This window comes from Streptomyces sp. CA-249302 (assembly GCF_050936785.1).
GTDB lineage: Bacteria > Actinomycetota > Actinomycetes > Streptomycetales > Streptomycetaceae > Streptomyces.
In genome coordinates this window covers 7,199,299-7,213,515 of the sequence record NZ_JBNJMG010000001.1, presented here as the reverse complement: position 1 = coordinate 7,213,515, position 14,217 = coordinate 7,199,299, and the positions used below count along the sequence as shown (strand labels likewise).

Annotated in this window: 15 protein-coding genes and 1 pseudogene; 6 read left to right on the top strand and 10 right to left on the bottom strand. The window is 65.9% G+C overall.

The annotated features are described in order from the left end of the window. Nucleotide 1 precedes the first annotated feature (1 nt). From ACQEWB_RS32750 to ACQEWB_RS32730, 5 genes and pseudogenes are all read right to left on the bottom strand, one after another. A pseudogene (locus ACQEWB_RS32750) lies at nt 2–861 on the bottom strand (DNA primase). A gap of 96 nt (nt 862–957) precedes the next feature. After that, a complete protein-coding gene (locus ACQEWB_RS32745; RefSeq protein ID WP_432837370.1) occupies nt 958–2,802 on the bottom strand; it encodes a type IV secretory system conjugative DNA transfer family protein in 1,845 nt (614 codons plus the stop codon). 340 nt (nt 2,803–3,142) lie between these two features. Continuing rightward, a complete protein-coding gene (locus ACQEWB_RS32740) occupies nt 3,143–3,526 on the bottom strand; it encodes a DUF6251 family protein (protein ID WP_432837368.1) in 384 nt (127 codons plus the stop codon). 101 nt (nt 3,527–3,627) lie between these two features. Next, nucleotides 3,628–4,638: a DUF2637 domain-containing protein gene (locus tag ACQEWB_RS32735; protein WP_432837366.1), complete on the bottom strand. Its 1,011-nt coding sequence runs from the start codon at nt 4,636–4,638 to the stop codon at nt 3,628–3,630. Continuing rightward, nucleotides 4,635–4,892 (bottom strand): DUF6284 family protein, encoded by a 258-nt coding sequence (locus ACQEWB_RS32730; RefSeq protein ID WP_432837364.1) that lies wholly within the window; start codon nt 4,890–4,892, stop codon nt 4,635–4,637. Before ACQEWB_RS32730 ends, ACQEWB_RS32735 begins: the two co-directional genes overlap by 4 nt. A gap of 495 nt (nt 4,893–5,387) precedes the next feature. Between ACQEWB_RS32730 and ACQEWB_RS32725 the strand changes: the two genes are divergently transcribed. Together ACQEWB_RS32725 and ACQEWB_RS32720 are read left to right on the top strand one after the other, a co-directional pair. Next, entirely contained in the window at nt 5,388–6,233 is an 846-nt protein-coding gene (locus tag ACQEWB_RS32725) for a sigma factor-like helix-turn-helix DNA-binding protein (protein WP_432837362.1), read from the top strand. Continuing rightward, nucleotides 6,230–7,042, top strand: coding sequence for a protein phosphatase 2C domain-containing protein (locus ACQEWB_RS32720; RefSeq protein WP_432837360.1), 813 nt, complete (start codon nt 6,230–6,232; stop codon nt 7,040–7,042). Before ACQEWB_RS32725 ends, ACQEWB_RS32720 begins: the two co-directional genes overlap by 4 nt. Nucleotides 7,043–7,145: 103 nt before the next feature. Here the strand turns inward: ACQEWB_RS32720 and ACQEWB_RS32715 are convergent, their stop codons facing one another. Then, nucleotides 7,146–7,346: a hypothetical protein gene (locus tag ACQEWB_RS32715; RefSeq protein ID WP_432837358.1), complete on the bottom strand. Its 201-nt coding sequence runs from the start codon at nt 7,344–7,346 to the stop codon at nt 7,146–7,148. Between the two features lie 181 nt (nt 7,347–7,527). Continuing rightward, complete coding sequence (locus ACQEWB_RS32710; RefSeq protein WP_432837356.1) at nt 7,528–7,941, bottom strand: DUF6415 family natural product biosynthesis protein; 414 nt, start codon at nt 7,939–7,941, stop codon at nt 7,528–7,530. Nucleotides 7,942–8,143: 202 nt separating this feature from the next. On the opposite strand from ACQEWB_RS32710, the gene ACQEWB_RS32705 reads away from it, so the two are divergent. From ACQEWB_RS32705 to ACQEWB_RS32695, 3 genes are read left to right on the top strand one after another with little or no spacing between them, the layout of a single operon-like run. After that, the gene (locus ACQEWB_RS32705; protein ID WP_432837354.1) at nt 8,144–8,404 is read left to right on the top strand and encodes a hypothetical protein; all 261 of its coding nucleotides are present in this window, start codon (nt 8,144–8,146) and stop codon (nt 8,402–8,404) included. Then, a complete protein-coding gene (locus ACQEWB_RS32700) occupies nt 8,376–8,903 on the top strand; it encodes a DUF6879 family protein (RefSeq protein WP_432837352.1) in 528 nt (175 codons plus the stop codon). Before ACQEWB_RS32705 ends, ACQEWB_RS32700 begins: the two co-directional genes overlap by 29 nt. Before the next feature lie 24 nt (nt 8,904–8,927). Beyond that, on the top strand, nt 8,928–9,779 hold the full coding sequence (locus ACQEWB_RS32695; RefSeq protein ID WP_432837350.1) for a helix-turn-helix domain-containing protein: 852 nt from the start codon (nt 8,928–8,930) through the stop codon (nt 9,777–9,779). A 26-nt stretch (nt 9,780–9,805) separates the two neighbouring features. Here ACQEWB_RS32695 and ACQEWB_RS32690 read toward each other — a convergent pair whose 3' ends face one another. Beyond that, entirely contained in the window at nt 9,806–11,548 is a 1,743-nt protein-coding gene (locus ACQEWB_RS32690) for a caspase family protein (protein ID WP_432837348.1), read from the bottom strand. A gap of 15 nt (nt 11,549–11,563) precedes the next feature. Then, nucleotides 11,564–12,010 carry a hypothetical protein gene (locus tag ACQEWB_RS32685; protein ID WP_432837346.1) on the bottom strand — a complete coding sequence of 149 codons (447 nt, stop codon included), beginning with the start codon at nt 12,008–12,010 and terminating at the stop codon, nt 11,564–11,566. A 459-nt stretch (nt 12,011–12,469) separates the two neighbouring features. Here ACQEWB_RS32685 and ACQEWB_RS32680 point away from each other — a divergent pair. Beyond that, nucleotides 12,470–13,272, top strand: a protein-coding gene (locus ACQEWB_RS32680; RefSeq protein ID WP_432844145.1) for an IS5 family transposase whose coding sequence is annotated in 2 segments (ribosomal slippage) — nt 12,470–12,812 and nt 12,812–13,272 — 804 coding nt in all. Because the reading frame shifts where the segments join, the coding sequence is not laid out codon by codon here. On the opposite strand, the gene ACQEWB_RS32675 is transcribed toward ACQEWB_RS32680, so the two are convergent. Further along, complete coding sequence (locus tag ACQEWB_RS32675) at nt 13,269–14,039, bottom strand: DeoR/GlpR family DNA-binding transcription regulator (RefSeq protein WP_432837344.1); 771 nt, start codon at nt 14,037–14,039, stop codon at nt 13,269–13,271. The genes ACQEWB_RS32680 and ACQEWB_RS32675 overlap by 4 nt on opposite strands. Nucleotides 14,040–14,217: the final 178 nt, after the last annotated feature.

Here is a 14,217-nt window from a genome sequence, read left to right as displayed (position 1 = left end):
GTCACACTCCCAACGTGGTGCGGGCGTTGGCCCATGCTTCGGTGCAGTGGCGGGCGGTCTCGCCCTTGGCTTGCGCGGCGTTGAAGAGTCGTGCGACGTGAGCGTCGGTGAGGCAGCCGCACCGGCCGTGGGTGGAGAGCACGGCCAGGAACGTGCGATACACGGCGTTGTGCACGCCGCTCGTGGCCTCGGCGATGCGCTGCTCCGCCATCGCGATGCCGCGCTCCAGGAACGCGGGCGTGCGATGACGGCACGCCCCGCCCCGGCACCGACAGGCACGGCGATGGCAGGAGGCGCCGACCGGACCAGGGCGGGTTGCCGCACGGCCAGTGCGCGGACAGCGTTCGGCAGGGCGGTCATGGTGCCGGCGCCGAACCCGAGCCAACGGGCGTAAGCCATGGTCGACTTGATGTCCACGCCGGGCCGCACGCCGTTGGCGGACTGCATGGCACCGAGGTAGAGCCAGTGCTCGCCCCTGGTGGTGCGTACGGTCCGTGTACGCGGCAGGGTCTCGCGGGCCCACGCGATGGCGTCGGCGTCGTCCAGGTCCACGACTGACAGCCCCGCCCCGCCCGGGTGGTAGGCGACCGCTTCGGCTTGCAGCCAGGTGCGGCGCCAGGGACCGGAGGTGAGGACACGCGGGTCGGTGGTCGCGGCGGCCCACGCGTGGCACGGCCCGGGGCAGACGCACGGCCCCGGGGTCTTCATGTTGGGCCGGCCGCCACAGGCGTTGTCGGCGCAGCGGCGGCAGTTGCCGAACGGCACCTTCCCGGCCCGCAAGGGCAGCGGGGGCAGTCCGGAGGCGGCCAGGTCGAGCGCGGTCCGAAGGTGCTCCCCCCGTACGGGGGTCGGTTGGGTCATGCTGGAGGTCTCCAGTTCGTGAGCGTGCTGGACTGGCGGCGGCCCCGGTTCTTGGTCGGATGGGGGCCGCCGTCGTCGTTGCTTGGTGCGGTGTGGTCAGGCCGCCTGGCTGCCGGGCAGGAGACGGCCGTCGGCGGTCCGGTGCAGGGCGCCATTGGCGGTGAGGGCCTTGATCTCGCGGGAGACGGTGCCCTTGTTGAGGCCGGTCGCGTCGGCCACGCCCTTAGCGGTGCGGGCCCCGGACTGCACGGCGTCGAGCACCTTGTCCCGGTTGGTAGCCGCCCCGGCGGGTGCGGGCGTGTTCTTGACCAGGTGCAGCGGCGTGCGCGGCGGCTGCCCGCCCGTGGACGGTGCGGGGGACCAGATCGACGTGGGCAGGGCGCGCACGCCCGCGTCGTCGAGGGTCCAGGTGCGCAGCATGCGCGGCCCATAGCTCTTGAGGTAGCCGTGGCCCCGGTATTCGCGGCCGTCGGGGATCTGGTGCGGTGCGTAGTGCGCGCAGTCGTCCAACGCGACCTGGGCCTGTGTCGTGCCGGCCACCCGCAGCGAGAACCGGGTGAGGAGGTTCGGTGCGATCAGCTTGTGCACGCCCGGCGCCCCGCCGTCGGTCAGCGGGTACTGCGTCGCCCACCACAGGACGACGCCGCGCGAGCGGCCCAGCGAGGACAGCTCGATCAGCCGCTGCAAGCGGTCCTTGTCCTTGGTGATCAGGGCGAGGATGACCTGTCCCTCGTCCACGACGATGGTGAGCTGAGGGCCGTCCCACATGCTGATACCGCGCTGCTTCATGTCGGTCTTGCGGCGGGTCATCTCCGCGTGCGCCTGGTCCACGGCGTCGGTGATGTCGTCCTGTTCCACGGCGACACGGCACACCGGCTCCCAGATGTTCGCCTCCTCGCCCTTGCCGTCGATGAGCACCAGGTCGCCGCGCAGGTGGGCGGTGGCCATGAGCGGGCGGAACGACCAGGACTTGCCGGTGCCGGACGCACCGGACACCAACAGCCGCTCGTCGAACGGGACCAGGACCTCATCCCCGGTCTCCGTGTCAAGACCGAGGCTCATCGTCAGCGGGTCGGACGGGATGCGGTCCGGGGTCCACAGGGAGGGAACGCCCGCGGCTGCCGAACGGGTGGCCAGCGTGAGGACGGCCCAGCCGCCGCGCGAGGCGGACGTGATCCGTATGCGCAGCGCGGTCCGAGCCCCGAGCAGCGCACGGACCGAGTCGGCCTTGTCCGCGAGCGTCTTGACCGTCCACGTCCCGTCCAGGCGGATCTCACAGCGGATGCCGCCCGGCTCCATGGCCGGGGGCGTGGTGACCGTGCCCGACAGACCACGATCACCGGCGTACTCGACCCAGTACGACGGGTCGAGGCGCTCCATGAGCTGACGCTCTTCCAGCGACAGCGACTCATCCACCGGCACCCGCAGCTTGCGCCGACCGAGCGCGAGCGCGGCCATGTTCGCCCCGATCAGCACGGCGGACGTGGCGGCCGGCCAGAGGGCCAGGTGCGCGGTGGACATGAGCGCGGACGCGAGCGCGCTGGGCACGGCGTGCACCGAATGCGCCTGCACCGCACGGGCCTTGAGCGTGGACGGGTAGTTCACCCGCGCGGCCTTGAGCTTGGCGCGGGTGTCGCGCTCGTGGCTCACAGCCGCCTTGACCGCGACGCGGGCGGCACGGCGACCGGCCGCGAACGGATTGTTCGACGCGGCCTTCGCGGACAACTGCTGCGACTTGGCGGTGGCGTGCGTGGAGCGCGCGGCGTTGTGCTCCTTTTGCGCGGCCATGAGCGCCTTCAAGTGCTCCGGTGTACGCAGCTTGTCGCGCCGCTCGGCCTCAAGGTCCCAGCGGGCCGCGAACGGAGCGCACACCGGGGCGAGCAAATCGAGAGCCGCAGTGGTGGTGTTGATAGTGGTCGACCATGCTTGCTTCCAGTCCACGAGGGTCCTCCAAGACCGTGGATGAGGGCCGGTGCGCCGTTGCGTGGCGTCACCGGCCCGCCCGGGTTGCAGGGGGCGGTCCTGTCGGTTGCGTCGACAGCACCGGTTGAACCCCTGCAACCACATCTGACCTGCGATGTTGCAGAGTTGAGCGCTAGGGAGGGGTGGGCGCCCTACGCGCACGCGCGCGTAGGGCGAGCGGAAAACCAGCCGTGCAACTCCCTCGCGGGGGCGTGAAGGGCCGTTCACAGCCCGGGGGATCTCGACCCACACGCGAAGGGGTTCGGAGGGCCTGCGGGCCGCCTGCGGCCTCTCGCCTCTTGCCGCCTGGTCGGAAGGGTCAACTTCCCTTGCGGCCAGGCCGCTTGGCGGCGGCCTTACCGTCGGTGCCGCCCACCGAGCGGACGACAGTGACCACACCCCACGCCATGGCCACGGCCAGCAGGGTGAGGATCGCGAGGTTGGCCGCGATGGCGGTGAGCACGCCGACCAACAGTGGGCCGAAGTAGACCCCGGCGGCCACTGCACCGGCCCCGACGCCGGACCCGAGTGCGAGGCGCTGCATGGTGCGGTCCGGCGGCGCGTGATGGATGTGCTGGATCACCGTCTGCGCCCCCTGGTGGGGAGGCGCCATCGGCGTGAGGTGGGCGGGGTGGTCGTTGTAGACGTAACGGCCGTCCGGAAGACGGACGACGGCGGGCACGGGCAGGTTGTGGGAGTCCACCAGGGGCCTTCCAAATCAGTTGCAGGGGGCGCAGGGCACACACGCACCGGGCAGGGCGGGGACGGTGCGTCCGGCAGCACGCCGGCGGATACGCGTGGGTCTCAACGGCCCGCGCCGGTGAGGTCGACCGCAACGCCGCTGACGGGTCCACGGAGTTCGGCGTACCGGGCGGAGACCCAGCCGACCGACCAGCCGCACAGTTCGGCAGCGGACCGCACCGACAGCCCCTCGGCCTGAGCGGCAGCCACGATGGCGCGCGCGTCGTCCTCGGCAAGCTTGTCCGTGACCGGACCGCCGGACAGCAGCGCGGCGCGTTCACGCGCGGCCCGCTCCTCCCGCTCCGCCTGTTCACGGCGCGCCTGCTCGGCACGCGCCCGCTGCTCGTGTTCGGCGCGCTCAGCGGCCTCCCGCTCACGGCGTTCACGCTCCGCCCGGAGCTGTTCACGCTCGCGCTCGACGCGTTCACGCTCCTCGCGCTCAGCCCGTTCCCGGGCCTGCTCGCGCTCGCGTTCCTCGCGCCGTACGGCGGCCTCCCGCTCGGCCTGTTCACGGGCCATGCGGGCTTCATGCTCACGCTGTTCACGCGCCAGGACCGCCGCGTGCTCGCGCTCCTCGCGAGCCCGCCGGGCGACCTCCTCGCGCCGCTCGACGGCGGCGCGTTCACGGGTCTCCCGCTCGGCCTGCTGCTTGGCTTCCGGCGCCACCACGGCGGCGGTGATAGCGCGCCGGTAGGCGAGACCGGTCTCCGCCGTGACGATCAGCAGTAGCGGAGCGACCGCATGCACGGCCACGCCCACCAGGTCGTTCTTCAACGCGGAGTCGGCCACGTTGAGGGCCAGCGTCATGCAGCCGGTCATCCAGCGCAGCACGATGGGCCACCGACCGCCGTTGCCCCCGAGCCGCGCGAGCACCGCATCCAGCCGGACCACGATGACCACGGCCGCATCCACCACCAGCGGCAGAATCGGCGCCGTCCAAGCCCACCGAGCGGGGGTGTGCGCGGCGGCGAGCGGCGTGACGGTGAGGATCGAATACAGCATCGCGCCCGCCACGATCAGCCACGTACCGGCCGACAGCGCGCGCTCGGCTGAACGGATCTGAACAGCGTTCATGCGGCGCCACCCCGGTGCGCCTCGGCGGCCTGGTTCGCCAGTGCGACCAGCAGCCGGCGGCGGGCCCGGCGGATACGCCGGACGTCCAGCTCGGTGGGAGTGCGATCCATGGTGATGATCTGCGCGTCCAACAGGTCGACGTCCGCGAGGATCACGGACATCTCCCGCTCGATGGCGTCGAGCTCGGCGTTGGTCGGCTCCATGAAGTCGGCGAACGCGGTAACAGCGTCCTGAACAGTGACGATGTGTTCCATTGGGTCGTGTGTCCTTCCACAGGTGAACGGCCCGAACAGCGGCCCCGGAGTTGCACCTCCGGGGCCGCGCGCCGTTGAAGTCGGTCAATCCGGCTCCCCTCAGCGCTGCTCGTACGAGACGAGCAGCGGAGGCAACCGGCCGCAGAGAACTGCGGTGGATGAGTGGTCTCTTTCGGGGACGCGGCTGCCGGATCAAGGAACAGCCCGCTAGGGCCCCGTTGCAGGCAGAGACCTGACCTTTCGGTCTGCCATCCGGACTGCCAAGGGATCGCCTGCCGCGAGGCAGACGACTGTCCGGTGCCCTCCCCCCGTCCACTGCGGGGCTCCTGGGTGGTGCGTTCTTGCAGGTAAAGCAGGTGCGACGCATTCCCCCTACGTTGCTTAGGGGGGCTTGCGCCCTCGTTCGATAGGTACCGTAAGCAAACGCAAGGGGTGTGCGCAACCCCCTCTAGCGATAGAGTTCGCTAGTCCCCCTAGACAAGGAAGTGGAGAGCCGTGCACGACGACATGAAGCGGGTCTCGGAGATCGCGGCCCCGGTCGACCGGGCCAAAGCGGCGATCGACCTGATGGCGACCTATCAGGGATGGGTGCTTGAGCTGTCCCGCATCCGCCGCGAGGCCATCGAAGAAGCGCAGGCGTCCGGCATGACTCAGACCGAAATCGCCGCGAAGCTCGGGGTGAGCCGAGGCCGCGTAGGGCAGCTGGCGTCCGCCGGCCCACCTCCGGAGCGCGCGTTCTTCGGCACGGACCTGGTGACTGTGTCTCTCGGCGGCAAGCCCGAGGCAGGCAAGGGCCCTGATCAGAACCCGAGTGAGGTCGTGACCAGGGAAGACCTCAACAACTTCGACCACCTGCGCAAGCTGCTGGGCGGGATGAAGCTTGAGGCCGAGTACGAGGTGATCCCGACGACGGGAATCGTCAACCTCAACCGCGACAACCACGTGGTCGTCTGCGGACCGCGGCTGTCGCCCATCGTCGCCCAGGTGCTCGAAGGGGACGACAACTTGCGGTTCGAGAAGGACCGAGCCTGGCATCTGGTGGACCAGAAAACCGGCAAGGAGTACCGATCCCCGATGGACGAGGACGGCTCGGCCGGCGACTTCGGTTACCTAGGCCGACTCCCCCGACTGGACGGCCGTGGCACGTTCTTGTACATCGCCGGAATCCACGCCATAGGCGCCAACGGAGTCGTGCACTACCTGGAGAACAACCTCGCTGAGCTGTATCGAGAGGTTCGCACCCGCCGGTTCTCCACGCTCATTTCCTGCCGCTACGACCCCAAGACGCTCGACGTGCTGGAGAGCCGCCGCGTCACCCCGCTGTACCGACACGAGGGATGATCATGCGCGTCTGCATGGACACACGACCTGGGGGAGCCAACCCCAATGAGGACTGGGTGGCTGGAACACCCACGCTCGCTGTCGTGCTGGACGGACTGAGTACGGCCGGCCTCACCACGGGATGCCGACACGGCGTCCCGTGGTACGTCGCACACCTCGGCGGCCAGCTTGTTGCGGCTCTCGCAGACCCGGACCGCCAACTCTCGGATGGTCTGTCGGATGCCCTCGATCGTGTCGCAGGCCTGCACCCGGAGTGCGACCTCAAGAATCCGGGGACCCCGTCCACCACGGTTGCGGTCTTGCGGCATCGAGGCGAAGTCCTTGACCATCTCGTCCTCGCAGACTCCCCCATCGTGTTCGAGGGACCACAGGGGCACTCGGTGATCACTGACCTTCGAGTGGACGACATCCTCCCCGAGATGAGAGCCGAGGTTGAGCAGTACGAGACTCACACCTCAGAGCACAGGGAGGCCCTGCAACGCTTCGTGCTCGCGCAGCGGCAAGTACGCAACACACCGGAGGGTTATTGGGTGGCTGCGGCGGATCCAGAAGCGGCCAAACACGCCCTGACCGGCACGACAACGCTCGAAGAAGTGGATGCTGCCGCCGTAATGTCCGATGGCGTATCAAGGCTCGTGAGCGAGTACGCGATGGCAACCTGGTCGGAAGCGTTCGCCACTCTCCGGGCCGGAGGCCCCGGTGAACTGATCGACACCGTACGCAGTGTTGAGGCTACGGACCCCACTGGACGGCGGTGGCCGCGGTACAAGTCCGGGGATGATGCCTCGGTGGCCTTCTGCCAATGGTGACTTGAGCGGCGAAAAGTTCGCGACGTTCCGACATCAATGCCTGACGCGGACGATCACGACCGACGTGGCTCCTGGCAAAGTCACGTCACCGGGTTGTTGTGCATCAGGCCCTTCCCCACCCCGCGATCAGCACACGCGCCAGGATGCGTACCAACGCGGGGTCCGGCTCAACAAGGCCGGCGTGCTCGCGGTGCGCCCACACGTCCCACCCCGGTCCGCTCATGCTCTCCTCGTACCAGAGGTGAACCGCGTCGCCAGGATCGGTGATCGGCTCGTCGCAGTAGCGGCAGAAGCGTTGGATCATGACGCACCCTCGATGCGCGCGTGGCAGGGGCAATTGCAGCGCCGTACGACGACCAGCCCGGCCCCATGAGGCAGTGGGATGTCCTTGGTCTGCCGGCATTCGTGGTGCAGATCCTGGTAGCCGTCCCGCGAAGCCAACGCGCACTCGGCGGAGCGGATCGAAATATCCCGGATGGCCGTGGTCACTGGCGCTCGACCAAGTTCTCGTAGTGGTCGCACAGTGCGTTCAAGGCGCGGGCAAGACGTCGGGCGTAGCCGACTTCTGCACCGAATCTACGGGTTGGCTCAGCTCGAAGCTTTCCCCGAGCCTCGCCCACGCAGGCGAGCGCGCAGTACCGAGGGATGCTGTCCTTCTTCAACAACGTGGCGGACTGCTCGACCTCAGGGATGAGCAGCTCTAGGTGGCCCCGAAGCATCTGCGTCAGCGTCTCCACTTCGTCAGCCGCTGGGGGCAGCGCCACGGCGTCCGGATCCAGCAGAATCCGCACCGTCTCGCGCATGACGGTGATGTCCGGGCGATCGACTTGCCGACGCTCAGTACCTTCGGATGCCGTTGCGGCGCTGTTCGCCATATCGATCCCTGCCCAGTCGGCCACGCCCGGGGCCTTTCGCATGGTCGCCGGGTCTCGTCGTGCCACTTGAAGCTAGGGGTGCGACAGGCGCCAATGCCAGCAATGTGCAGATCTTTGCACTCACGCCAACTCGCCCCGGTCCTTGTCGAATTCGGCCTCTTGACCAGCTACGCCATCTGTCGGAACGTGTCGCAAAGAACTGCACATCTCGTGGATGGAGTCAGTCATGACGCTACGGTTCATCGGGATCGACCCCGACACCAAGACCGGGGACTCACCGACCGTGTGGGTCGACCAGGAGAACGGCGAACTCGTCTTCCAGGGATGGAAGCCCGATCCTCAACTCGAAGCAGAGTGCGCCGCGTTCGAAGTGCCGGGCCATGCCGTAGGCATTCCGGCGGACGAGGCCGTCATCCGTATCCCTGCCACGATGGTGCACATGATCAGGGAGGCGTGCAATGTCCTCGATTGTTCCGACGATCGCTGAACTCATCGACGGGTGCACACACTCCGCCGTGCACCTTGAGATGCGGGATCACTACGGGGTGGCCGCAGAGGCTGACGACTTCCGGACGTGGCTGGAGACCGGCCGTCTCGACACCGACCCCGGATCACCGGACTGGGCACCCTGGGTAGACCTGGTCTCCCGCGCCCTGGCGCGCGGCGTCGTGGTGCGGCGCGCCCGGATCGTGTCCGAACCAGTCTCGGACTACATCCGCTACGAACACGCCTCCACCGGCGTCAACGTGCACGCCGGCGAACAGGTGCGCTGGTTGCCCCGCCGCCGCGCTTCAGACATCGCCTTGCCCGGCAACGACTTCTGGCTCTTCGACGACCAGGTGATCCGGTGGGGCTATTTCTCCGGCGACGGAGCCTTGATCGGCCACGAGGTCTCTGAGGATCCTGCCGCCGCAAAGCTGTGCGCCGAGTCCTTCGAGGTCGTATGGGCGCGCGCGATCCCTCACGACCAGTACGAAATCCACTGACCAGAAAGCACCGGCAGCCAACCCATGCCCGCCTCGCCCTCCTCGTCTGCCCAGGCCGCACGTGAAGCCGTCGCCCACCGGCTGCGCGACCTCCGCAAGGAAGCCGGCCTGACGGTCGTCCAGTTGGCTGCCGCGTGCGGCTGGCACTACTCCAAAACCTCACGCATCGAGAACGCCCTCACCGGACCGTCCGCGAACGACATCCGAAGGTGGTGCACCGCAACCGGTTCGGACGGACAGGCTCAGGATCTCATCGTGCAGTCCATCAGCGCCGAGTCCATGTACCGGCAGTGGCGCGACCAGGTCCGCGCCGGCCTGCGCCACATCCAGGACAGCAGGATGCAGGCATCCCGCGAGACCGAGACCTTCAGGATCTACTCCTCCAGCATCGTCCCCGGGCTGTTGCAGACAGAGGGCTACGCCCTCGCCGTACTCGGCATCGCCGCCAGCATCCACGCACTGGACATCGACGACAGCGCGGAGGCCGCGCGCGCTCGGCTCGAACGCTCCCGCATCATCCACGAGCAAGGACACCGTTTCATCGTGGTAATCGAGGAGGCAGTCCTGTACTCCCAGGTAGCCGACGCCGACCCGATGGCAGCGCAACTCGGCTACCTCCTCACCGCCGGCGCCCTACCGGCCGTCTCCCTGGGCGTCATCCCCATGAACATCCGCCGGACACACTGGCCCGAGGAGACCTTTCACATCTACGACGACAAGCACGTCTCGGTCGAGCTGGTGTCGGCGGAAGTAAATGTCACCCAGCCCTCCGAGATCACCCTGTACATGAAGGCATTCGAGCGGTTGCGCAGCATGGCCGCCTACGGCGCGGACGCCCGCGCCCTGATCGTGAAGGCCATCGAAGCCTTGCGTTGAGCCCGGTCATCAAACGGGCGCCTTTATCACCAGCGCGGATTCTTTCTCCTGAATTCAACCAGTGCCTGGAATGCCTTCTCGGCGCGCTCCGGATTGGCACCGAAAGCACCACCCCGCAAGAGTGGCCACGACTCCTTAATTTCTTGATGCACATCCGCTGCTAGACCGTTTTCATCGTACCCCCAGTTCAAATCTAGCAAGAACTCACCAGACCACGGATTCACATATGTGCCGATTTCGCTATCCATAGCAACCATGGACGCAAGAAACTCGAATCGATAGCAGGCTTCCGCGTATGCCGAGTCATCAGGCTCGATCAATTGGAACGGCTCCCGCATCTCCTGTCGAATAAAATGACTCTGAGGGTAATAGTATTTGGCCCCATTTTCGGCGTGGCAAACTTCATCGATGGAATTCCCATAGATGACAAGTAGGGGATTTAGATACACCGCAGGTGTTTGGCGCACTCGATTACCAAATGGGGGCCTGAAAGAAGGCTGCATCAGAATGCGAGCGATCAATTCTTCTCGTCGGCCTAGTACGGCCGCAACCCCAATTCCCCATGCAGCCAGGAGTGCAGGGAAGAGGCGGAGTCGATCAAGCTCATCATTGAAAGACTGAAGATTGCTATCCCGCAACCGACTCAGCCGCTCAATGACACGAACCCACAATGCATCATGGGACCCATCATCATGGAATACGCCAGTTGCCAACAGATGTAGGAGTTTGTCACTGTCGCCTCGATAGCCGTGTAGATTCTCCACAAATACCGGGCCAATAACAGGACGTCTATCCCGAGTCGAATTTCCGATCACTTCGGTCACGGCAAGGTCTACAAGGTCAAAGACCTCAATACGCCGGACAGGATCAGGCAACGCTCGCTTGAGTTGAGCCACAGCAGCATCACGATGGGCAGGATCAAGAGCCGGGTTATCCACCTCTTTCTCCTCATTTGCATCAGAGGCGATCGTCGCCAGAGTTGCAGCACTTTCCATCCCGGGGAGCACCGGCTTTGGAGCCGACGCGGCGGAGTGCTGCGATCTAGCCACAACTACCTGGTATTCGAGAGCGTTCCACATTTGAGGGCTCTGCATTTTGTTCTTCGCCCGAACGTTCTCGTAGACATATTCATAAAGCTCTTGTGCACTTACTTTACCGTCGCGATTGAGGTCGGCATCGCCGGACCGCAGACCCTCAATCACTGCTCCTGTGAAATGGGACGGTTCTGGATCAAGCTCGCTTAGATTATCCCCTTCCCAAGCGTATTCAGTGCGACTAGTCGCAGTAAGCACAACTCGACCATGCCCAGACAGTTCGTCATTCACGTGAACAGAAGAGTCGCCTTTGACTCCAAGAAAGAAGGCGCCACTGTAGCAGCAGTCAAGTAGCAGAACAATCGACTTTACCCGACAGCGATTCATCTGCTTTTGTAAGAAAGCCGCCGGTACCCCTGTCGAGTCCAGCAGCTCACGATCAGTATCACACGCAGCAAAGTAGAGATCACCGTGATCCGCCTTAAGACCGTGCGATGATATGTGAAGAAGTAGCAAGTCGTCCCGACTGCGCCCCCGAAAGAAGGTCTCAATGGATCGCATCACTTGGTGATGCTCTTGATCCATTTTGGTGGTGACCTCGAACTCACCAATATCCGGGTCTGCAAGGACTTCAGCGAGTTCCCCGACATCACGCGCAGGTGACCTCAGCTGTTGCAGTCCTGGATTGTCAAACCGACTAGATCCGATCAGTAGAGCAAATCGGCGCCCAAGCATGCCAGACCTCAGCCTTCAGCAGGGTCGGTGCTGGGCGTCTGAGCCTGCGGAGTGGGAGCCAAACCCCCCAGTAGGCGGAAGAGTAGATTCTTGCGCCGAAATGAACGCCTCGATCACACGGCGTTGATTCGCAGAGGATGCGGCCTGAACCTCAATTGTATTGTTGCCGATTGTCACACTGGCAGTGCGGACCGGACGATTTTCGATCCAGACCTTCAAGACGTCCAAAACCTTGCGGAGAACGGGGATGCCGACACTGACAACCAAGGCTCCGGTAGTGAGGGCCCCAGCAATTTTTGTTCCCGTCGGAGCAGTTTCTTGCCGAACGGGGTCTACGTCTTCGACATCGAGTTCAAGGAGGCGTTCACGCAATTCGAATGTCAACGACTCCAGCTCATCAAGATCACTATCCTGGCCGCCATGCAACTCGATCAACACTGTTTGGCTTGCGCCGCCGCTCATGTGCAACCCGCCCCTCTAGCATGTGGAGGCGCACAGCCTACTGGCGTCACGGTGTCCAATGCAGACTTACTCTCTTTCCTCAACTGCCGGCCTCGAAGACGCCGACCCCAGGTTGACCGTACGGCACCCGTCCGTAGGGCCTTCCCGGGTCGACGTCACCGGCAGCGTGGCTGAGGCCGCTGGGGCGCAGCGAGACACACGCGCGCCTGCTCGGTCAACTGAGCCACCGCGGTGGCTGGCTGTCGTCGTCTGAGGTGCGCGCGCCTCTGCCGTCCGCAACCCAACGCATACGCCATGAAGCGTTCGAGATTCCACCCACCACTTGGGGCGCCCACCTCCGACCCTCGCCATAGCCAGGAGCGCTTCAATCTGTCTAACAACGGCTAACACAATGAGGTGGATCGGCGCTGATGGCCGTGTCCAGGGCGGGAGTTGAGCGTTCGGCCTGGCGTGGGGACGTTGCCGTGGATCGTGTCGGATGAGCTGTGGGACCGCCTGGAGCCGCTGCTGCCGCAGCGCGAACGGCGCTTCCGGTACCCGGGCCGCAAGGCGTTGCCGGACCGGGAGGTGCTGTCCGGGATCCTGTACGTGCTGCACACCGGGATCCAGTGGGAGTACTTGCCGCAGGAGTTGGGGTTCGGGTCGGGCATGACGTGCTGGCGCCGGTTGCGGGACTGGAACGATGCCGGCGTCTGGCAGCGGCTGCACGAGGTCCTGCTCGCTGAGCTGAATGCGGCCTCGCGCCTGGACTGGTCCCGCTGCGTGGTCGACTCCTCCCACGTCAGGGCGCTAAAAGGGGGCTCCACACGGGCCCCTCGCCGGTCGACCGGGGCCGGGCCGGCTCGAAGCACCATCTGATCACCGACGGACACGGCACCCCGCTCGCCGTCCTGCTGACCGGCGGCAACCGCAACGACGTCACCCAACTGCTTCCCTTGCTCGACGCGATCCCACCGGTCCGCGGTCGGGTCGGACGACCGCGCCGCAAGCCCGACTCGCTTTTCGCCGACCGCGGCTACGAGCACGACATCTACCGCGACCAGGTCCGCGCCCGCGACATCGTGCCCGCGATCGCCAGACGCGGCACCCTGCACGGCACCGGACTGGGCACCTACCGCTGGGTCGTGGAGAGGTGTTTCGCGTGGCTGCACGGCTTCCGACGCTTGCGGATCCGATGGGAACGACGAGCCGACATCCACGAAGCGTTCCTCAAACTCGCCTGCTGCCTCATCGCTTTTCGGCAGTACGAGTCGCTGTGCTAGCCGTCGACTGGCGCCAGAGTTGTCGGTATCACCTTCACACCGGCCTCGCGTAGGGCGGTGCACGTCGCGTCGTCCGCCGGTGCGTTGGTGACGAGCACATCCAGGTCTTCTGGATCGCAGATCTTCACCATCCCGGTCCCGGGGAACTTGCTCCTGTCGGCCAGGAGGACCACCTTGTCGCTGGCGGCAATCATGGCGCGCCTGGCCGGCACCTCGACCACGGTGGTGTCCATGACCTGCCCCCCAGGGCGAAGACCGCACGCACCCATGAACAGCCAGTCGGCATGCACCTGGCGGAGGTTGTCCTCGGCCATGAAGCCATCCAACATGCGCGACTCACGAATGACCATGCCACCGAGCAGCATCAGATCGATGTGCTCGGCATCCTTGAGTTCCTCATAAACCGCAAGGTTGTTGGTGATCACGGTGAGGCGGCGGCCCTTCAGTTGCAACGCCAGCCGGTGGACCGTCGTGCCGCTGTCCAGCACGACCGACTGGCCGTCCTCGATCATTTCGGCCGCTCGGGCGGCGATCGCGTCCTTCACACCCACCTCAACCGCGGCGGCCTCGGTGAAGGACGGCTGATCCTCCTCGACGACAGCCCCGCCGTGCACCCGGGTAAGCAGCCCGTCCGCCTCCAGCTTCAGGAGATCACGACGGACGGTCGCCGCACTGGCATCAAGCTGCTCGGCAAGGTTGGCTACCGAGGCCGTCCCACCGGAGCGCAGGGCCTGCAAGATGAGTTGGTGTCGTCGTTCGGCCAGCACGCAACCGGACACTACACGCCGCTGGGCGGAACAACCCACCTTCTTTTGGCCGCAGTTGACGGCTACCTGAGCTTCAGCGACAGCGTTACCCCTGTGCTGTTCGCCCTGGCCAATGAGCCGCTCAGCGCGAACCCTGTGAAGGTGGCCTGGTCGTCGGGCGTCGCAGAACAAGCACTCA

Excerpts from the sequence above, each read along its gene's own strand:
- ACQEWB_RS32735 (WP_432837366.1), bottom strand. The coding sequence starts at position 4,638 with ATGAACGCTGTTCAGATCCGTTCAGCCGAGCGCGCGCTGTCGGCCGGT.
- ACQEWB_RS32730 (WP_432837364.1), bottom strand. The coding sequence starts at position 4,892 with ATGGAACACATCGTCACTGTTCAGGACGCTGTTACCGCGTTCGCCGAC.
- ACQEWB_RS32720 (WP_432837360.1), top strand. The coding sequence starts at position 6,230 with ATGATCATGCGCGTCTGCATGGACACACGACCTGGGGGAGCCAACCCC.
- ACQEWB_RS32715 (WP_432837358.1), bottom strand. The coding sequence starts at position 7,346 with ATGATCCAACGCTTCTGCCGCTACTGCGACGAGCCGATCACCGATCCT.
- ACQEWB_RS32705 (WP_432837354.1), top strand. The coding sequence starts at position 8,144 with ATGACGCTACGGTTCATCGGGATCGACCCCGACACCAAGACCGGGGAC.
- ACQEWB_RS32700 (WP_432837352.1), top strand. The coding sequence starts at position 8,376 with ATGTCCTCGATTGTTCCGACGATCGCTGAACTCATCGACGGGTGCACA.
- ACQEWB_RS32695 (WP_432837350.1), top strand. The coding sequence starts at position 8,928 with ATGCCCGCCTCGCCCTCCTCGTCTGCCCAGGCCGCACGTGAAGCCGTC.
- ACQEWB_RS32690 (WP_432837348.1), bottom strand. The coding sequence starts at position 11,548 with ATGCTTGGGCGCCGATTTGCTCTACTGATCGGATCTAGTCGGTTTGAC.
- ACQEWB_RS32685 (WP_432837346.1), bottom strand. The coding sequence starts at position 12,010 with ATGAGCGGCGGCGCAAGCCAAACAGTGTTGATCGAGTTGCATGGCGGC.